The organism is Skermania sp. ID1734, from assembly GCF_007489285.1.
Taxonomy (GTDB): domain Bacteria; phylum Actinomycetota; class Actinomycetes; order Mycobacteriales; family Mycobacteriaceae; genus ID1734.
Genome location: NZ_VLIY01000016.1, coordinates 19,516 through 38,747 on the forward strand (window position 1 = coordinate 19,516; position 19,232 = coordinate 38,747).

20 protein-coding genes are annotated in these 19,232 nt (G+C 64.9%); 7 read left to right on the forward strand and 13 right to left on the reverse strand.

Annotation, left to right across the window (positions count from 1 at the left end):
- Positions 1-10 precede the first annotated feature (10 nt).
- The 3 genes from FOS14_RS18885 (at position 11) to FOS14_RS18895 (ending at position 3,348) form a co-directional block, all read left to right on the forward strand.
- Positions 11-802 (forward strand): SDR family NAD(P)-dependent oxidoreductase, encoded by a 792-nt coding sequence (locus FOS14_RS18885; protein ID WP_143772378.1) that lies wholly within the window; start codon positions 11-13, stop codon positions 800-802.
- Between the two features lie 135 nt (positions 803-937).
- Positions 938-2,401, forward strand: a complete 1,464-nt coding sequence (locus FOS14_RS18890) for an MFS transporter (RefSeq protein WP_143772379.1) — start codon at positions 938-940, stop codon at positions 2,399-2,401.
- Between the two features lie 107 nt (positions 2,402-2,508).
- Positions 2,509-3,348, forward strand: a complete 840-nt coding sequence (locus FOS14_RS18895; protein ID WP_143772380.1) for an alpha/beta fold hydrolase — start codon at positions 2,509-2,511, stop codon at positions 3,346-3,348.
- Here the strand turns inward: FOS14_RS18895 and FOS14_RS18900 are convergent.
- Complete coding sequence (locus FOS14_RS18900) at positions 3,345-4,172, reverse strand: mycofactocin-coupled SDR family oxidoreductase (RefSeq protein WP_143772381.1); 828 nt, start codon at positions 4,170-4,172, stop codon at positions 3,345-3,347. The two genes, FOS14_RS18895 and FOS14_RS18900, sit on opposite strands and share 4 nt — an antisense overlap.
- Positions 4,173-4,178: 6 nt before the next feature.
- Positions 4,179-4,976: a mycofactocin-coupled SDR family oxidoreductase gene (locus FOS14_RS18905; protein ID WP_143772382.1), complete on the reverse strand. Its 798-nt coding sequence runs from the start codon at positions 4,974-4,976 to the stop codon at positions 4,179-4,181.
- 100 nt (positions 4,977-5,076) lie between these two features.
- Between FOS14_RS18905 and FOS14_RS18910 the strand changes: the two genes are divergently transcribed.
- On the forward strand, positions 5,077-6,114 hold the full coding sequence (locus tag FOS14_RS18910) for a ferredoxin--NADP reductase (RefSeq protein WP_143772383.1): 1,038 nt from the start codon (positions 5,077-5,079) through the stop codon (positions 6,112-6,114).
- Between the two features lie 39 nt (positions 6,115-6,153).
- The gene (locus FOS14_RS18915) at positions 6,154-6,363 is read left to right on the forward strand and encodes a hypothetical protein (protein ID WP_143772384.1); all 210 of its coding nucleotides are present in this window, start codon (positions 6,154-6,156) and stop codon (positions 6,361-6,363) included.
- Here the strand turns inward: FOS14_RS18915 and FOS14_RS18920 are convergent.
- The 10 genes from FOS14_RS18920 to FOS14_RS18965 form a co-directional block, all read right to left on the reverse strand.
- Entirely contained in the window at positions 6,339-7,058 is a 720-nt protein-coding gene (locus FOS14_RS18920) for a DNA alkylation repair protein (protein WP_143772385.1), read from the reverse strand. The genes FOS14_RS18915 and FOS14_RS18920 overlap by 25 nt on opposite strands.
- The gene (locus FOS14_RS18925) at positions 7,055-7,810 is read right to left on the reverse strand and encodes a glutamate racemase (protein WP_143772386.1); all 756 of its coding nucleotides are present in this window, start codon (positions 7,808-7,810) and stop codon (positions 7,055-7,057) included. Before FOS14_RS18925 ends, FOS14_RS18920 begins: the two co-directional genes overlap by 4 nt.
- Positions 7,807-8,994 (reverse strand): NAD(P)/FAD-dependent oxidoreductase, encoded by a 1,188-nt coding sequence (locus FOS14_RS18930; protein ID WP_255450458.1) that lies wholly within the window; start codon positions 8,992-8,994, stop codon positions 7,807-7,809. Before FOS14_RS18930 ends, FOS14_RS18925 begins: the two co-directional genes overlap by 4 nt.
- Positions 8,995-9,076: 82 nt before the next feature.
- Positions 9,077-10,267, reverse strand: a complete 1,191-nt coding sequence (tuf, locus tag FOS14_RS18935) for an elongation factor Tu (protein WP_143772388.1) — start codon at positions 10,265-10,267, stop codon at positions 9,077-9,079.
- 80 nt (positions 10,268-10,347) lie between these two features.
- Positions 10,348-12,450 carry an elongation factor G gene (gene fusA / locus FOS14_RS18940; protein WP_143772389.1) on the reverse strand — a complete coding sequence of 701 codons (2,103 nt, stop codon included), beginning with the start codon at positions 12,448-12,450 and terminating at the stop codon, positions 10,348-10,350.
- Positions 12,451-12,517: 67 nt separating this feature from the next.
- Complete coding sequence (rpsG, locus tag FOS14_RS18945) at positions 12,518-12,988, reverse strand: 30S ribosomal protein S7 (RefSeq protein ID WP_143772390.1); 471 nt, start codon at positions 12,986-12,988, stop codon at positions 12,518-12,520.
- Between the two features lies 1 nt (position 12,989).
- The gene (rpsL, locus tag FOS14_RS18950) at positions 12,990-13,364 is read right to left on the reverse strand and encodes a 30S ribosomal protein S12 (RefSeq protein WP_014353064.1); all 375 of its coding nucleotides are present in this window, start codon (positions 13,362-13,364) and stop codon (positions 12,990-12,992) included.
- A 246-nt stretch (positions 13,365-13,610) separates the two neighbouring features.
- Positions 13,611-14,144, reverse strand: coding sequence for a DUF3558 domain-containing protein (locus FOS14_RS18955; RefSeq protein WP_143772391.1), 534 nt, complete (start codon positions 14,142-14,144; stop codon positions 13,611-13,613).
- Positions 14,141-14,620, reverse strand: coding sequence for a DUF3558 domain-containing protein (locus FOS14_RS18960; protein WP_143772467.1), 480 nt, complete (start codon positions 14,618-14,620; stop codon positions 14,141-14,143). Before FOS14_RS18960 ends, FOS14_RS18955 begins: the two co-directional genes overlap by 4 nt.
- A gap of 86 nt (positions 14,621-14,706) precedes the next feature.
- On the reverse strand, positions 14,707-15,681 hold the full coding sequence (locus tag FOS14_RS18965; RefSeq protein ID WP_143772392.1) for an NADPH:quinone oxidoreductase family protein: 975 nt from the start codon (positions 15,679-15,681) through the stop codon (positions 14,707-14,709).
- Positions 15,682-15,764: 83 nt separating this feature from the next.
- Between FOS14_RS18965 and FOS14_RS18970 the strand changes: the two genes are divergently transcribed.
- On the forward strand, positions 15,765-16,757 hold the full coding sequence (locus FOS14_RS18970) for an NAD-dependent epimerase/dehydratase family protein (RefSeq protein WP_143772393.1): 993 nt from the start codon (positions 15,765-15,767) through the stop codon (positions 16,755-16,757).
- Between the two features lie 17 nt (positions 16,758-16,774).
- Positions 16,775-17,596, forward strand: a complete 822-nt coding sequence (locus FOS14_RS18975; RefSeq protein WP_143772394.1) for an acyl-[acyl-carrier-protein] thioesterase — start codon at positions 16,775-16,777, stop codon at positions 17,594-17,596.
- Here FOS14_RS18975 and FOS14_RS18980 read toward each other — a convergent pair.
- Complete coding sequence (locus FOS14_RS18980; RefSeq protein ID WP_143772395.1) at positions 17,553-19,226, reverse strand: FAD-dependent oxidoreductase; 1,674 nt, start codon at positions 19,224-19,226, stop codon at positions 17,553-17,555. The genes FOS14_RS18975 and FOS14_RS18980 overlap by 44 nt on opposite strands.
- Positions 19,227-19,232 lie beyond the last annotated feature (6 nt).

Below are 19,232 nucleotides of genomic sequence, written 5' to 3' on the forward strand. Positions count from 1 at the left end.
AGGAGCAATCATGAATCGCTTGGAACAACACCGCACACTCTTGACCGGTGCGGCGTCCGGAATCGGCCAGGCCACTGTGCTGCGACTGCTCGCCGAGGGGGCGTCGGTGGTCGCGGCGGACGTGTCTGCCGAGGGGCTCGAAAAGACCCGGGGTCAGGCCCAGGAGCGCGGCGTCGGTGAACGGCTCACGTTGCTGAACATGAACATCGGTGACGAGCAGTCCGTGGTCGACGGAGTGCGTTCGGCCGTGCAGACTCTGGGCGGGCTCGACTCGCTCGTGAATGCGGCCGGCATCCTGCGTGCCTCGCACACGGAGAGTACGCCGCTCGACCTGTGGAACCAGATCATCAATATCAACCTCACCGGCACGTTTGTGGTTGTGCGCGAGGCGCTTCCCGCGTTGTTGCAGAATCCACGCAGCACCATCGTGAACTTCAGCTCCACCTCGGCAGCCTTCGCCCATCCATATATGGCCGCCTACGCGGCGAGCAAGGGCGGCATTCAGTCCTTTACGCACGCAATTGCTCTGGAGTACGGGCGCCAAGGATTGCGCGCTGTGTGCGTTGCGCCCGGCAGCATCAAGTCCGGAATCACCGACGCCACACCAGGATACGTTCCACCGGACGCGGACTGGGCGCTGTTCGCCAAGCTCTCCCCGATTCTGCCAACGGAATTGGAGTCGGGTGGAGCCGGCATGGGTGACCCGTCCGCGGTGGCCGGTGTCATCGCGATGCTGGTGTCCGAAGACGGCGCCTTCATCACCGGAACCGAGATCCGTATCGACGGCGGTACGCACGCGTAGCCAGCGAAAAACCAAACGCCCCGGGTGGATTGCGCCCGGGGCTTTTTCGTTGTCTCCCACTGGACGGAACAGCCGATAGTGCGACACGCCGCCTGGGGACTGTGATGTGGATTACCCAATAAGAAAGGACCACCGATGGCCTGGACACCGCGATTGATCTTCTCGCTCGCCTCGATTGTTTTGCTGCTCGAAATGCTCGCGGTCAGCTACATGATGATCTCAATGGCTCTTCCGTCGATCGCCGCGCACTATCAAACCACCCAAGGCGCTTGGCTGATCACCTCCTTCCTGCTGGTGGGCGCCGTCGCCGCGCCGCTCATCGGCAAGCTCGCCGACATGTACGGCAAGCGCCGGGCTCTGCTCGCCTGTGTGGCGGTCGCCGCGGTCGGCTCGCTGGTCTCGGCGGTGGCCGGTAGCTACGCCGTACTGATCGCCGGGCGCGCACTGACCGGACTGCTCGTACCCTGCCTGTTTCTCAGCTACTCGCTGATTCGAGACGTCTTCCCTCCCAAGACGATCGCGCTGGCCGTAAGTATTGCCACCAGCGGCATGGGGCTCATCGCGATTCCGGCGCCGTTCCTCACCGGCTGGCTGATCGACCACTTCGGCTTCCGCAGCATCTTCTGGTTCTTCGTGATCGGCCTCGTCGTCCTCGGCGCCCTCATCTTCGCCAGCACCGAGGAATCCGCCGTGCGGCTGCGTTCGCGGATCGACCTGGTCGGCGCGGTACTGCTCGGCGCCGGGGTCGCCGGCGTCCTCATCGCGGTCAGCTTCGGCCCGACGTGGGGGTGGACCAGTACCTCGACCGTCGCCTACCTGATCGGCGGCGCGGTACTGCTGCTCGGCTGGCTGGCCTCGGCCGCAATCATTCGTGAACCGCTGATCAACCTCGAGGTGCTGGGCAAGCGTTCGGTGCTGCTGACCACTCTCGGTGCTGGCCTGTGCTACGGCGCGAGCGGGTTGTTCACCATCCTGCTCCCGATGATGGCAATGACGCCCGCCGTGTTCGGCCTCGGATACGGATTCGGCGTTACCGCTGAAGGATTCGCGATCTTCCAGGCACCGGTTGGGCTCATGGTTGTGGTGGGCGGCGTCATCGTCGGGACCCTCGTGGGCCGCAACGCCCGGCCGCGCAACCTGCTCGTGGTGGGCATGCTGTTGATGGCCACCGGGTTCACGTTGACCGCATACATCCACGACAGCAAGGCGTTGCTGATCGTCTTCGCGGGCATCTTCGGCACCGGAATGGGCATGGGCTACGCCGCCATTCCGAACCTGTTGATCGCCGCGGTGCCGCCACAGCTGCAAGCCAGCACGGCCAGCATCGTGGGTGTCTCGCAGAGCGTGTTTCCGGCCGTTCTGCCGGTGATCGCGTTCACGGTGCTGAACAACTCCTACATCGCGCCGATCCCAGCGCAAATGACCCAGGGCGCGGTGTTCTACACCGACAATGGATTTGCTGTCGCGTTCCTCATCGGCACGGCCACAGCGGTCCTGGGCGCCGTGGTGGCGGCCCTGCTGCCGCGGCGGATCGTGCAGCTCGAGGTGCCCAGCACCGCTGAGGCCACCCCGCGCGAAGCGGTGGCGTTCGCGCACTGAGTGATTCCGGTGAGCGGGCATGCCGTTGCCCGCTCACCGGAACAAGCCCTGCCGGACACGTGCCCCCGAATGGCACCGTGAAGTCAGGACGACGCACGGAGGATGAAATGAAAGAAATACGAACCGATGCTGGCGTATTGCGATACCACGAGGTCGGTGACGGTCCGCCGCTGCTGCTCCTGCACGGATCCGGGCCGGGTGTTACCGGACTTCGCAATTTTCGTGGCAATCTCGGGGTGTTTTCGGAGTTCTTCCGTTGCCTCGTCTTGGAATTCCCCGGCTTCGGTGTCAGCGACGACTTCGGCGGTCATCCGATGGTCACCGCGCTGGATGCGGTTGATCGCTTCGTCGACGCGCTTGCGCTGGAAACTGTTGACATCATCGGTAACTCGATGGGCGGCGGTGTCGCCGTCAACTACGCGATCGCGCACCCGGAGAAGGTGCGCCGCCTGGTCACCATCGGTGGCATCGGCCGAAACATCTTCAGTCCGGGACCGGGTGAGGGCATCAAGCTGCTGCAGGAGTTCACGGAGAACCCGACCCGGGAACGACTTATCGCATGGCTGCATTCCATGGTGTACGACCCCGCCGTGGTCACCGAGGAACTGATCGAGGAGCGCTGGACTCAGGCCACCGACCCCGACACCCTCGCCAGCGCCCGCCGGATGTACAGCAAGGCCGCGTTCGCAATGATGCTTCGCGCAATGGAGGCGTCCGACACGCCGCCGCCTTGGGCCATGCTGCACAAGGTCACCGCACCGACACTGCTCGCCTGGGGCCGCGATGACCGGGTCAGCCCGCTGGACATGGCCCTCATCCCGATGCGCACCATGCCGAACGTCGAGTTGCACGTGTTTCCCAATTGCGGGCACTGGGTGATGATCGAGCAGAAAGAAGCTTTCGAATCCGCTGTGCTGGCTTTCCTGCTGCGCAAGGGAACCGACTAACGCTGGGTGCTGCCGGCATCAACCGGCAGCGTCAGCCCGGTGATGTAACGCGCCTCGTCCGAGGCCAAGAACAGCGCGGCATTGGCCACATCGACCGCCTCGATCCACGGAATCGGCAGCATGTTCATAGTCATTGCTGCCTCAGCGAACTCGGCACGCGTCGGGTTTTCGAGGTCCGGGCGGAATGCCTTGCGCACCATGTCGTTCTGAATCATCGGGGTGTCCACGTTGGTTGGATGTATCGAGTTGACCCGCACGTTGTGCGGCGCCAGTTCTTTGGCCAGCGAGCGCATCAAACCGACGACGCCGTGTTTGGCCGCGGTGTAGTGCGCGACACCGACCAGTCCGCGCAGCCCCGCTATGGAACTGGTCAAAATCATCGACCCGCTCCCGCGAGCGATCAGGTGTGGCGCCGCCGCCTTGCAGGTCTGCCAAACGCCAGTGAGGTTGACGTCCAACATGGTTCGCCAGGTTTGCTCGTCGAGATCGAGCGCGGGCGCACTAGAGGTGATGCCGGCCGTCGCGCAGACGATGTCGAGCCCGCCAAACTCGGCGACCGCTTGGTCCGTCGCCGCGCGTAACGCGTCACCGTCGCGGACGTCGACCGTCTTGGTGATGATCCTGGCTCCGGTCGTCCGCACGGCGCGCGCGGTCTCCGCGAGATCCTCCGGCGTTGCCGGCGGAATGATGACCGTGTCGACCGGCCCGCAGATGTCGACGGCGATGACGTCGGCACCCTCCTGCGCGAACCGCACCGCCTGCGCCCGGCCAATGCCCCGCGCCGCGCCGGTGACCAGTGCCACCTTGCCTGAAATCCGTCCCATTTTCTTTCACACCTTCTGCGTTAGACCGGCATCGACCACCACTTGCGTTCCCGTCACGTAACGGGATTCGTCCGAGGCGAGGAAGAGCACGGCATTGCTGACATCGACCGGGTCGACCCACGGCACCGGCAGCAGGTTTCGTTCGGCGAGCGCGACGGCCGCGTCTTGCTGCGTCGGGTTCGGCAGATCGGGGCGCAACTTGGCAAAGACGGCGGTGTTGAGAATCATCGGCGTTGCGACTGATCCCGGGTGGACCGTGTTGACCCGAATGCCGAGGGGTCCAAGTTCATTGGCCAACGTTCGCGCAAGACCGACCACGGCATGCTTGCTCGACGAATAGTGGGCGGTGCTCGCCCCGCCCTTGATGCCGTTAGTGGAACTGATGATCACGATGGAGCCGCCGCTGCCGAGATACGGGGCCGCCGCCTTGACGGTGAGCCAGGTGCCGGTGACGTTGATGTCGATGGTGCGTTGCCAAGCTACGTCGCTGAGTTCCCACGACGGTGCGAGGTCGGCGTAAATGCCGGCGTTGGCGACGATGATGTCCAGTCCGCCTAGCTGGCTCACGCCGTGCTCCACCGCGTTGTCGAGTGAAGTCCCCACTCGCACATCGGCAAAGCTGGTGACGCAGCGGCGACCGAGATCGTCGACCAGGCGAGCCGTTTCGTCCAGTTCTTCGGCCGCCGTTTCGAGATCGACCGCGATGATGTCGGCGCCTTCCTCGGCGAGGCGGACGCAATGGCTGCGTCCCATCCCGCGCGCGGCGCCGGTCACCAACGCGACCTTGTCCTGCAGTCTGTTCACGGCTCGCACGCTAACCCTGTTACGGGCGCAGGTGCGCGCGCTGTCCCGGTCAATGGAACCGACCGACGTCACAAGCGGTGGCTTTAGCCATCATGTGATGATGACTTCCGTTGACACCGTGCAACGTTCACGAACGGTACTGCTGCGGGTGGCCGGCGTGATCGAGGAAACTGCTGACGCCCGGTCCCTGGTGTTCGACGTGTCCGGACACGACTTCAGCTATAAGCCAGGGCAGTTCCTGACGCTTCGCATTCCGAGCGAGCGCACCGGCTCGGTGGCCCGCTGCTACTCCCTAGCCAGCTCGCCGCATATCGATTCCGATCCGATGGTGACCATCAAACGCACGCACGACGGCTACGGTTCGAACTGGTTGTGCGACAACGTGAGCGTCGGCGACACCATCGAGGTGCTGCCGCCGTCCGGGGTATTCACTCCGGCGTCGCTCGATCGTGATTTCCTGTTGTTCGCGGCCGGAAGCGGCATCACCCCGGTGATGTCGATTCTGAAATCCGCACTGGCACAAGGGTCTGGCCGGGTAGTGCTGATCTACGCCAACCGGGATGCGGCCGCCGTGATCTTTGCTGACGAGTTACGTCGACTCGCTGCGGAGCATCCGCACCGGTTGGCGGTCGTGCACTGGCTCGAGTCGCTGCAAGGTTTGCCGACTGTAGAGCAGCTGACTGCGCTGGCGGCGCCGTTCAGTGATAGCGATGCGTTCGTTTGCGGCCCGGGTCCTTTCATGGACATTGCGCGGCAAGCGCTTGGCGTCGCCGGCGTCCCCCGCGATCGGATACATGCCGAGGTGTTCACTTCCCTTGCCGGCGATCCGTTTCGGCCAGTTGTCCTCGCGGAGTGCGATTCTGCCGACGCGGCGAGTGTCGACGTCGAACTCGACGGCGAAGTACACAGTCTGCAGTGGCCGCGAAAGCAGACGTTGGTGGACCTCATGCTGGCCAAGGGAATTGACGTTCCATACTCGTGCCAGGAAGGCGAATGCGGTTCGTGCGCATGCACAGTCGTCGAAGGAGCGGTCGACATGGCGCCGTGCGAGATCCTCGATGCCGATGACCTGGCTGCGGGGTACATATTGGGTTGTCAGGCGCGGCCCGCGACGGATCGGTTGAAGATTCGGTTCTGAGGATGGTCCGGATCGGACATTTCGGGTATACTCGAACACATGAGCGAATACGGGGGGATCCAGTGCCAGACACCGGATCTGCGCGCCTCCACCCTGTATGCCGCGCTCACCGACGCCGACCGCCTCGAGAACCGAAAAGCTCTGGCACGTCACCACACTCACCGGCGCAGCCGAACTCTGGACCTCCGCAACCGGCCAACAAATCATCACCCTGCCAACCGGACTCAGGACCTAGCTGCGGCGCGGTAGGCAGCTCGCTCCTCCGGCGTCAGGTGCTCGGTGGCGTAACTCAGTGCAGTGCGGCCCATTTCACCAGCATGCAGGTTGAGAAAGGACAAAAGATGTTCACGCCCGACGCGTTTGCCGACCTCGCGCAGCATCCACCCGACCGCCTTCTGGATCAGGTCTGCGCGATCACCCAGCAACAACTCAGCCAGTTCGAGAGTTGTCGAGGGATCACCGCGTTTGATGAACGCAAACGTCGAGAGCACGGCTACTCGCCGTTCCCACATGCTGTCGCTGGCAGCCAGTTCGAACAGCAAACTACGATCCCGCTCATAAAGCCAAGGCCCCAATACGTTTTCAGCGGATGCATCGACCAAGTCCCAGTTATTGACACGTCCACGCCGAACCGCAGCCAGGTAGCGCTCGACGATGTGCTCCCGCACACCGTCATCGGCCGCACGCGCGAACTGCCGGTTGAGGATCACCAGCGCGGTAAGTCGGTGTTCATGCACGGCGCTGTCCAGCAGCTTGTCGATCTCCGTCAGCGGTAGGTCGGCGAAGTCCTTGGCAATTCGGCGAGTTACGGGCACCCGGACCCCGATGAACACATCGCCCTCGCCGTACTCGCCGGGACCGGTCTTGAAGAACCGCTGCAAATGCACCGCGTCGGCCGGATCGGCAACGGCAGCAAGCGCCGCCATCACCTCCGCGGCAGTCATCCCAGGAGTTCGCGGCCGGCGTCGAATGCGGCCGCCGCCGCGGGCAATTCACCGGGCTCACCGCTGAGCAGAACGGTGATCGATCCGTTGCCGGTAACCTCGCGCCCCAATTCATCGACGCGTCGCAGTGCCTGCGCGGCAACGGCTTCGGCGCTGTCGAACAACCGCACTCCCACGGGCAACTGCGCGGCGATCTCGTCTTGCACCAGCGGGTAGTGCGTACAGCCCAGGACGACCGCCTCGACGTCATCAGGCGTGCGCCGCACCGCGTCGGCGATGGCCGAACGGGCCGCCGCAACATCACCAGCATCAATGGCGTCGGCCAGCCCGTGACAGGCCACCGCGGTTACGTCAGCACCATTGCCGAATCGATCAATCAGATCTGCCTGGTAACTACTGGCCGTCGTCGCCGCGGTCGCCCAGATCGCCACCGAGCGGCACACCGCGGCCGCGGGCTTGATCGCGGGTACGGTGCCGATCACGGGAACATCCGGTTCGAGCCGCTCCCGCACCTGAGCCAACGATGTCACGCTCGCTGTATTGCAGGGCAGCACAACCACTTCGGCACCGCGCCGGACCGCATCCTCGGCCGCGGCGACCACGCGCTCGGTCACCCAGGCCTCCGGCTTGGGGCCCCACGGTGCACCGTCGGGGTCGAGCATCAACAACTGATCGAGTTCCGGACGCAGCTTGCGCAACCAGGCGGCCGTGGGCAACAGTCCGAGGCCCGAATCGATCAGTGCAACGATCACGACAAAACGTCCGCAATCGGCGTGGGCGTCGCCAGCTTGGCACGCAACTTCATGACCTTCGAGGGAACCCCGCCACCAACGACCGCGGTGAAGACGCCGTCGCGCTCGTAGTAGGCCAGGAAGCGGCGGCCGTCGTCTTCGACGAGATGCACGGTGTCATCGGCCGAGGGCGTGCCCAACGCCTGAATCTTGATGTCGTACTGGTCGCTCCAGAAGTACGGAACATTCGCGCCACTCGGGATCTCGGCACCGACAATGGCCTTGGCTAACACTCGGGCTTGGTCGCCAGCGTTTGTCCAGTGCTCGACGCGCTTCTGCTTGCCGGTGGTGTGCGTCCACGCCGCCACGTCACCGACCGCCCAAATGCTGTCGATGTTTGTGCGGCCACGCTCGTCGGCCAAGACCCCGCCACCGGCGGACGGTTCTGCCAACTCGATGCCCGAATCGACAAGCCAATCGGTGACCGGTACCGAACCGATCCCCACCACCACCAGGTCCAGGTCGACCTCGCTACCGTCGCTGAGCTTCGCAGCGCGCACCCGGTCTTCGCCGACCAGCGACTCAACCCCGACTCCGCACCGCACATCGACCCCTTCGTCGGTGTGCATGCGCGCGATCAGGCCGCCGATCTTTTCCCCAAGTACCGACGCAAGCGGTGTCGGCTGAGGTTCGACGAGCACGACGTGCACACGCAAAGCCCGGAAGCTGGCGGCCAACTCGCAGCCGATAAAGCCCGCACCGACGACCAACGCACGCGCGCCTTCACGCAATTCGGCGCGCATGGCCATCGCTTCTTCCATCGACCGAAGCACGTGCACCCCGGCTAGATCGTCGAAGCCGGGAATTCGACGCGGGCGCAGGCCGGTCGCGATGATCAGATCATCGAAGTCGATGCTGGAGCCGTCTTCGAGCCGAACCTTCTTGGCTGCCGCATCTACGCCAGTGGCCGCGACGCCGGTGCGCAAGTCGATCTGCTTGTCGTCGAAGAACTCGGCCGGCTTGAGTGTGGTCTGATCCTTCTCGCCGCGGATGACTTCCTTGGACAGCGGCGGACGGTCATAGGGCAGATGGTTCTCGTTGCCGATCAGAACCACCTCGCCGTCGAATCCGGCTCGGCGCAATTCTTCGGCAGTGCGCAGCCCGGCCAGGCCGGCGCCCACGATGACGACTCGACGATTACTCACCGGGCTAGTTTCCCACGACCCGGAAACGCGAAACGGCGCCGGTCTCCACATGGGAAACCGGCGCCGTTCGACAGCCGTATTACTACTTAATGATCTTCGTAACCCGACCGGCGCCGACGGTACGGCCACCTTCACGGATCGCGAAACGCAGACCCTCGTCCATGGCGACCGGCTGGATCAGCTTGACGGTCATCTCGGTGTTGTCACCGGGCATAACCATCTCGGTGCCCTCGGGCAGGGTCACAACGCCCGTCACGTCAGTGGTACGGAAGTAGAACTGCGGACGGTAGTTGTTGAAGAACGGCGTGTGACGGCCGCCCTCTTCCTTGTTGAGGATGTAGGCCTGGCCCTCGAACTCGGTGTGCGGGGTGGTGGTGCCGGGCTTGACCACAACCTGGCCGCGCTCGACGTCCTCGCGCTTGATACCACGAACCAGCAGACCGACGTTGTCACCAGCCTGGCCCGAGTCGAGCAGCTTGCGGAACATCTCGATACCGGTGACGGTCGTCTTGGTGGTCTTCTCGCGAATACCGACGATCTCGACTTCCTCGTTCACGTTGATCTGGCCGCGCTCGACACGACCGGTCACCACGGTGCCACGACCGGTGATGGTGAACACGTCCTCGATCGGCATGAGGAACGGCTTGTCGGTCTCACGGACCGGGTCCGGGATCGAGTCATCGACGGCCTGCATGAGCTCCTCGATGGACTTCGACCACTCCGGGTCACCCTCGAGGGCCTTCAGCGCGGACACCTTGATGACCGGGGCGTCCTCGTCGAACTCCTGCGCAGCCAGCAGCTCGCGGACCTCCATCTCGACGAGCTCGATGATCTCTTCGTCGTCGACCATGTCGGCCTTGTTCAGGGCGACCAGGATGTAGGGCACACCGACCTGACGGGCGAGCAGCACGTGCTCACGGGTCTGCGGCATCGGGCCATCGGTGGCGGCGACGACGAGGATCGCACCGTCCATCTGGGCGGCACCGGTGATCATGTTCTTGATGTAGTCGGCGTGACCAGGCGCGTCGACGTGCGCGTAGTGGCGCTTGTCGGTCTGGTACTCGACGTGGGAGATGTTGATCGTGATACCACGAGCCTTCTCCTCCGGAGCCTTGTCGATCTGGTCGAACGCAAAGCTCTGGTTGAGGTCCGGGTACTTGTCGTGCAGAACCTTGGTGATAGCCGCGGTCAGCGTCGTCTTGCCGTGGTCAACGTGACCGATGGTCCCGATGTTGACGTGGGGCTTCGTCCGCTCGAACTTCGCCTTCGCCACTGTGGTGTCCTCCTGGACTTGTTAGTGCGTGCAGTGTGCAGCAGTGCGGTTGTTTACTTCTTGTCGTGCTGGCGCCGGACTTATTCGCCCGTTGCCTTCGCGATGATCTCCTTCGACACGTTGGCCGGAACCTCCGCGTACGAGTCGAACACCATGGAGTAGTTCGCCCGGCCCTGGGTCTTCGACCGCAGATCACCGATGTAGCCGAACATCTCCGAGAGCGGAACCAGCGCCTTGACGACACGGGCACCACTGCGTTCCTCCATGGCCTGGATCTGACCACGGCGGGAGTTCAGGTCGCCGATCACGTCGCCCATGTAATCCTCGGGCGTGGTGACCTCGACAGCCATCATCGGCTCGAGGATCACCGGACCGGCCTTCTTCGCAGCCTCCTTGAGCGCCTGCGAACCAGCGATCTTGAAGGCCATTTCCGACGAGTCGACGTCGTGGTAAGCGCCGTCGAGCAACGTGACCTTCAAGTTCACCAGCGGGTAACCGGCAAGCACACCGTACTGCATGGCGTCTTGTGCACCCGCGTCGACGGATGGGATGTACTCACGCGGCACCCGCCCACCGGTGACCTTGTTCTCGAACTCGTAGTGCGAGCCGTCCTCGCCCACGAACGGTTCGAGCGCAATGATGACCTTCGCGAACTGGCCCGAGCCACCCGTCTGCTTCTTGTGGGTGAATTCGAGCTTCTCCACCGGCTTGGTGATGGTCTCGCGGTAGGCCACCTGCGGCTTGCCGACGTTGGCCTCGACCTTGAACTCGCGCTTCATGCGGTCGACGAGGATGTCGAGGTGCAGCTCGCCCATACCGCCGATGACGGTCTGGCCGGTCTCGTTGTCGAGCTTGACCGAGAACGTCGGGTCCTCTTCGGCGAGCTTCTGGATCGCGGTGCCGAGCTTCTCCTGGTCCGACTTGGTCTTCGGCTCGATGGAGACCTCGATGACCGGGTCCGGGAACGTCATCGATTCGAGAACGATCTGGTTCTGCGGATCGCACAACGTATCGCCGGTGGTGGTGTCCTTCAGGCCGATGACCGCGTAAATGTGGCCGGCACTCGCGGCAGGAACCGGGTTCTCCTTGTTGGAGTGCATCTGGAACAGCTTGCCCAGGCGCTCCTTCTTGCCCTTGGTCGAGTTGATGACCTGGGAGCCGGAGTCCACCTTGCCCGAGTAGACCCGAACGTAGGTCAGCTTGCCGAAGAACGGGTGCACGGCAATCTTGAACGCGAGGGCCGCGAACGGCTCGTCCGCGCTCGGCTTACGCGTGATGACCTGATCCTCATGCCCCGGAACGTGACCCTCGACGCTTTCCACGTCCAGCGGCGACGGCAGGTAGTCGATGACGGCGTCGAGCATGGGCTGTACGCCCTTGTTCTTGAACGCCGAACCACACAGAACCGGGTACAGCTCTGAGGTGACAGTCAGCTTCCGGATGGCGCCCTTGATTTCCTCGACAGTCAGTTCTTCACCGCCGAAGTACTTCTCGAGCAGCTCCTCGTCGGACTCGGCGACCGTCTCGAGCAGCTCGTTGCGGTACTGCTCGGCACGCTCCTTCAGGTCCTCGGGAATCTCGCGAACCTCGTACTTTTCGCCGAGCTTCGTCTCGCCGGTCCAGACCTTGGCGTTCATCTCGACCAAGTCGACGATGCCCTCGAAGGTGTCCTCCGCACCGATCGGCAGCTGGATGACCAGCGGCTTGGCGCCGAGACGGTCCTTGATGGTCTGCACGGTGAAGTAGAAGTCCGCACCGAGCTTGTCCATCTTGTTGACGAAGCAGATGCGCGGTACGTCGTACTTGTCGGCCTGGCGCCACACCTGCTCGGACTGCGGCTCGACGCCTTCCTTGCCGTCGAACACGGCAACGGCACCATCGAGAACACGCAACGAACGCTCGACCTCGACCGTGAAGTCGACGTGGCCAGGGGTGTCGATGATGTTGATCTGGTTATCGTTCCAGTAGCAGGTCGTGGCCGCCGACGTAATCGTGATGCCGCGTTCCTGCTCCTGCTCCATCCAGTCCATCGTGGCAGCGCCGTCGTGGACCTCACCGATCTTGTAGCTGATACCGGTGTAGTAGAGGATGCGTTCGGTTGTGGTGGTCTTGCCGGCATCGATGTGGGCCATGATGCCGATGTTGCGGACCTTTTTCAGGTCGGTGAGCACGTCCTGTGCCACAGGATTCTTCCCGCCTCAATTAGTAGTTCTTGGCAAATCACACGTAAGGGGCGAAGGCCCCACCTGGTCACCAGCGGTAGTGCGCGAAAGCCCGGTTGGCGTCGGCCATCTTGTGCGTGTCTTCCCGACGCTTGACCGAGGCACCCAAGCCGTTGCTGGCGTCGAGCAGCTCGTTGGCCAGCCGCTCGACCATGGTCTTCTCACGACGCTGCCGGGAGAAGTTCACCAGCCAGCGCAGTGCGAGGGTGTTGGCGCGACCCGGGCGAACCTCGACCGGCACCTGGTAGGTGGCACCACCGACGCGACGGCTCTTCACCTCGAGCGCCGGCTTCACGTTGTCCAGCGCGCGCTTGAGGGTGACAACCGGGTCGGTGCCGGTCTTCTCGCGTGCCTGCTCCAGCGCGCCGTAGACGATGCGCTCGGCGGTCGACTTCTTGCCGTCGAGCAGGATCTTGTTGACCAGCTGCGTGACCAGCGGCGACCCGTACACCGGGTCGTTGATCAGCGGACGCTTGGGTGCGGGGCCCTTGCGTGGCATATCAGCTCTTCTCCTTCTTGGCGCCGTAGCGGCTGCGAGCCTGCTTGCGGTTCTTCACACCCTGGGTGTCGAGCGAGCCGCGGATGATCTTGTAGCGCACACCGGGCAGGTCCTTCACACGTCCGCCACGGACGAGCACCATCGAGTGCTCCTGCAGGTTGTGGCCTTCACCCGGAATGTAGGCAGTGACCTCGACCGCGCTGGTCAAGCGAACACGCGCGACCTTGCGCAGCGCCGAGTTCGGCTTCTTCGGCGTGGTGGTGTACACGCGGGTGCACACACCACGGCGCTGCGGGCTGCCTTTGAGGGCCGCGGTCTTGGTTTTCGCGACCTTGTCTCGGCGGCCCTTGCGGACCAGCTGGTTGATGGTTGGCATAGACCGGCTTTCTCGTGTCGTTCTGGTGCTGCTGGACGGTGCTTTTGGCATCCCGAGGTCGGGCGTGTCAAAGGGGTCTGAGGCACGTCGACCTAGGCGCCTTAGGGCATGACAGAACTGTCAGCCGCTCTCGCTGGCCTACGAAACGCACACAAACCTGCCCGCATGCTTCGGGCACAGCGATCCACAATACCCGCCAGCGGTTCCGACGGCAAAGTCGCGTCGGCTGTCGCCCCGACTACTGGTTCAACGACTGAGATTGAGCGTGAGTTCCGCGAGTTTCTGCGCGGCCTGACACGGATCGGGATGCGTGGAGCCGGGGCGGTACTGCACCCACCACCCGATGATCCCGGTGTCTGCGGCGCCGGCGGTAACGCCGCAGGAGTCCGGATCGTTGGGCGGCTGTTCCTGAATCGCCTTGCGGCCCTGCACCGTGATGTCCTTCATTCCGTAGTGCAGCTTCTGCAGCGTCGCCCGCTCCACCTCCAACGAACCGGTCTCGAACCAGTTGAAGGTGACCTTGACCTCGCCGCTGGGACCGGTCGCGTCCCAGCGGCAGATCGCGCCGAAAAAGCCGCGCTCGATGGAATCGGCACCCACGGTCTTGGCGATCTGGTCGTCGCTGACCGCATCGCACTCATGTAGCAGATCACGGAACTTGCCGCCGCCGGGGTTGGCCGATCCCGCCGGCATCGCCGTCCCGGTGACCGTCTGACTGCAGCCTGCCAACGCTCCTACCGCGACCACAACGGCGGCGCAGACCGCGATCCGGGCCCTCATTTGACCCTCGATGCAGTCAGTTCAGCCAGGTGACGGGCGACATCGCAGGCGTCTGCCGTGGGCGGGAAATCGGCGTAGGTCACCGACCAGTGGAAGAAGTCGTCGCCGTATTGGACACCGATCTCGCACAGTTGGTCACCCAACGATCCCCGGAAGCCCGGGTGGCCGTCGATCTCGATCTTTTCGGGCGGGCGGCCGATGAGTCCGGAACCCGCAGCTTCCCGGCCGATGGGGCTGCCCCGGTACCAGGAGAAACTGACGCTGGGCCCGAGCGGGCCGCCGGCCTCCCATACACAACCGACCGAATTGCGGGTGATCACCGGCAGATCCGGCATCGCGAACGCCTGCTTGACCTCGTCATCGGAAACGTTGCCGCATTCCCCGAAAAACGGGCCGAGCGGCGAAGGCGCCCGCGCCGTGGTGGGTGCCGGTTGCGCGGTGTCACCGGAGCTGTCGCCGCCGCATGCACTGAGCATCGAGGCCAAGGCCAGCGCGACGGCACCACTGAGGCAGGCACGCAAGGCGCTTGTGGACCGCACAGGTACCGACTCTACGCGGTACGTTAACCGCGGACGCTCAACACGACCTTGCCCTTGGCCGTTCGGTTTTCGAGCGAAGCGATCGCCTCGCCGGCCCGCTCGAGCGGGTACACGACAGGCTGCGGAACACTGAGTTTGCCGCCGGCCAGCAGCGGTTCCACTTCGGCCCACTGCTGGGCCAGATAGCCCGGATGACGCATCGCCCACGCCCCCCAACCCACGCCCACGACCTCGACGTTGTTGAGTAGCAGTCGGTTCACCTTGACGGTAGGAATCTCGCCGCCGGTGAAACCCAGAACGAGCAGCCGGCCGCCCGGCGCAAGTGATCGCAGCGAATCCGTGAACCTGTCTCCGCCGACCGGATCCACCACGATGTCGACGCCGCGGCCGTCGGTGAGTTGGCCGACGGCGTCTTTGAAGTTCGCGGCAAGCACCACGTCGGTCGCACCCGCAGCCTTGGCGACCTCGACCTTGTCTTCCGCGCTGACCACCGCGATGGTGCGCGCGGCTCCCATCGCTGGGGCCAGGCGCAGCGTCGACGTTCCAATGCCGCCGGCGGCGCCGTGCACCAAGACCGTCTCACCGTCGGTCAGCCGGCCTCGTGCGCCCAGCGCGAAATGCACGGTGAGGTCGTTGAACAGCAAACCTGCGCCCGCCTCGAACGACACCTCGTCGGGCAGCTTGAACACGAGGTCGGCCGGCAACGCAGCGACCTCGGCCATGCCGCCACCGAGCATCGACAACCCCGCCACCCGGTCACCCGGCTGGACGTGCGCGCCGTCCGGCGCCGAGCGCACGACCCCGGCAACCTCGCTGCCCAGGATGAATGGCAACTCGGGTTTGTACTGATAGAGACCGCGGGTCTGCAACGCGTCCGGAAACGCGACGCCGGCGGCGTGCACCTCGATGACCACCACACCGTCGCCACCCGGTTCGGCCACCTCGCCGACCTCGACCGACTCCGGACCTTCCAGCCGAACAACCCGCACTGCCCGCATCGCATCCCCTTGTCGTCTGGTTGAGGTGACTTTAACCACGACCTCCGACACGTGTGTCGGCGCGGTCGGCTAGGTTTTCGATTGTGCAGGTATTGGTCACCGGCGGAACCGGATTCATCGGTGCCTGGAGCGCGAAGGCACTGCAGCAGGCCGGCCACCGGGTACGGTTCTTCGTCCGCAACCCCGGACGGCTGGCAACCAGCGCGGCGGCGCTCGGGGTGGACACCTCCGACTACGCGATCGGCGACATCACCGACCGCGGCTCGGTGGCGTCGGCGATGGTCGGCTGCGACGCCGTGCTGCACGCCGCGGCCGTGGTGAGCACCGACCCGCGCCTCGCCGCCCAGACGCTCGACACCAATTTGCAGGGCGCGCGCAATGTGCTGGGCCTTGCCGCGGTCCGCGGCCTCGACCCGATCGTGCACGTGTCCAGCGTCGCGGCGCTGTTTCGGCCGGGACTGGAGGTGATTCGGCCCGACCTGCCGCTGGTCGAAGGCACCGACGCCTACGGCCGGTCCAAGTCCCAGGTCGACGCCTACGCCCGGGAGCTGCAGTCCGAGGGACGACCGGTGTGTATCACCTACCCGGGCATGGTGCTCGGTCCGCCGGCTGGTGATCAGTTCGGCGAGGCCGCGACCGGCGTCCGCGCAGCGCTGGCGATCGGCGCGATTCCGGGCCGTGGCGCAGCCTGGTCTGTTGTCGACGTCCGGGATGTGGCGGCCCTGCACGCGGCGCTACTCAAGCCGGGCAGGGGTCCACGCCGGTATACCTGCGGTGGCCGCTGGCTGCGCGTCACCGACCTCGCGGCGGTGCTCAGCGATGCCTCCGGCCGTCGGCTACGGGTCCTTCCCGTGCCGGACACCGCCTTGCGCCTGCTCGGCGAGGCCGCTGACATCGTCGGCCGGGTGGTTCCGATCAATACGCCAGTTACTGCAGCCGCGATGCGCTACTACACCCAGATGCCGCGGGTCGACGACTCGGCCAGCGAACGCGACCTTGGCATCGGCTACCGCGACGTCGCCGAGACGCTCAGCGCGACGGTGGACGCGTTGCGGGCTAGCGCCGGAACGCACTGAAGTAAGGAGCCAGCGCAATGTCACTCGACCAGCCGCTACCCGCCCCACCGGCGGGTGGTCTCGGCTACGAGACGTCGTGGCCGGTGCGTGCGGGCGACGTAGATCCAGACAACCGGCTGCGCCTCGACGGCGTGGCCAGGTACCTGCAGGACATCGCCTGGGAAAATCTGCAAGCCACATTCTTCGCCCACACCGACCCGTACTGGATTGTGCGACGCACGGTCATCGACGTCATTCGTCCGGTGCGTTTCCCCGACCGGGTGAACCTGCGGCGGTGGTGCTCAGGGATGTCGACGCGCTGGACGAACATGCGCGTGCGGGTGGAGAGCGAAAGCGGCGGGCTGATCGAGTCCGAGGGATTCTGGATCAACATCAGCGAATCCACCGGGCTGCCCACCCGCATCAGCGACGACGGTCTGACATACCTGGCCCAGATGACCGGCGAGCACCGACTGCGTTGGCGGCAGTGGCTGAACGACCCGCCGCCGCCCGAGTCCGAAAGCGATCATCAGTTCCATTTGCGGGCCACCGACATCGACGCGTTCAACCACGTGAACAACTCCTCCTACTGGCACGCGGTCGAAGATTGCCTCGTCGACAGTCCCAAACTGCTCACCCGCCCGCATCGAGCTGTGATCGAGCACCACTCCCCGATCCTGGCCCGCGAGCAGGTCATGGTGCGTTCACGCGTCGAGCCGACCGGGCCGCAGGGCGATCCGACGCTGCGGTTGTGGTTCGTCGTCGGCGGCGACGTGCGCGCGGCCGCGCGGGTGAGCTCACTGGCGACCGAGACGATCAGTGCTTCCGCGCAGCCGCCACCAGCTCGGCCACCGATGTGAACTTCACCCGCGGACGCCCTGCCGCTTTGCCGCGCTCGCGCTCGATGCGGTCGATTGCCCGCCATCCGTTGCGGTCGACGTGTTCGGGCTGCCGCTGCTCCACCAGCTTGATCAGCGCCGCACGGTCCTCGGTGGGCGTGGTCAGTTTGCGCGCGGTGAAGTCGTCGAGCAGGTGCTCGACCGTTTCCTGCGCGTCCGTCTTGTTGGTGCCGATCACGCCGCGCGGACCGCGTTTGATCCAGCCACTCACGTAAACGCCGGCCAGCGGCTCACCGTCGGCTCCGAGCACCCGGCCCGCGGCGTTGGGGATCACACCGCGCGCGTCGTCAAAGGGCAGCTCGCCGAGAGCGACACCGCGATAGCCGATCGAACGCAAGACAAGTGAAGCGTCGATCGTCTCGGTCTCACCGGTCGGTTCCGCGATGAGTCCGGACGGGGTCTCGACGAGCCGGTTGTGCGCGATGCGGACGCCGGTGACGCGATCGGAACCGAGAATCTCCGTCGGCGACGTCAAGTACCGGAACACGATTCGCTTGTTGTCCGCGTTGACCGGCTTGCCGGCGTACTCGTGGGCGAGCGCGACTTTGAGTGTCAGCGACGGTTCCACCTCGGAATCGTCGAGCAACGCCTGACTGGCCGGATCGAGCTCGAGTTCCTTCTCGTCGATGACGACATCGATGCCCGGCAGGTAGCCGAGCGCCAAGAACTCCGAGGACGAATACGCGGCCTGCACCGGCCCGCGCCGACCGAGGAGCACCACCTCGCGAATGTTGCTCTTACGCAAGGCTTCCAGCGCGTGATCGGCAATGTCGGTCTTGCCGAGCTCTGCTGGGCCAAGCAGCAGAACGCGGGCCACATCGAGCGCGACGTTGCCGTTTCCGACGATCACGGCACGTTCGCCGGTCAGGTCGTAGACGGAATCCGCGTGGTCGGGGTGGCCGTTGTACCAGGCCACGAAGTCGGTCGCCGACGAGCTTCCCGGCAGGTCTTCGCCCGGGATGCCCAGGTGCCGGTCGGTGGAGGCGCCCACCGCGTAGATGACGGCGTGATGGTGCTGCAGCAGTTCCTCGTGGCTGATGTGGGTGCCGACCTCGACGTTCAAGAAGTACGCGAAGGCGTCGCGCTTGAACGCGGTCTCGAACATGCCGGCCACGCCCTTGGTGCCGGGATGGTCCGGCGCCACCCCGGCGCGCACCAGACCGAAGGGGGTGGGCACACGATCGAACATGTCGACCTCGACATCAGCGCGCTTGAGCAACTCCTCGGCCGCGTAGCAGGCCGCCGGGCCGGCACCGACAATGGCGACGCGCAGGGTACCGAGTTCCTTGGGCGGGCGAGCCGGCATGGCCATCGGTGCAAGGTCCGCCTCGAGCGGATGACGCTGGAAGTAGGCGGCATTGATGTCGGCGAAGCGCGCCAAGGAGGCACTCAGCTCGTCTTCGGAGAAGATCGCGTCGACCGGGCAGGCGTCGACGCAGGCGCCGCAGTCGATGCACGTGTCCGGATCGATGTAGAGCATCTCGGTGTTGGCGAACTCCCGCTGCTCCGGCGTGGGCCGGATGCAGTCGACCGGGCACTCGGCCACGCAACTCGCGTCGTTGCAGCACCGCTGGGTGATCACGTATGCCATCTTCGT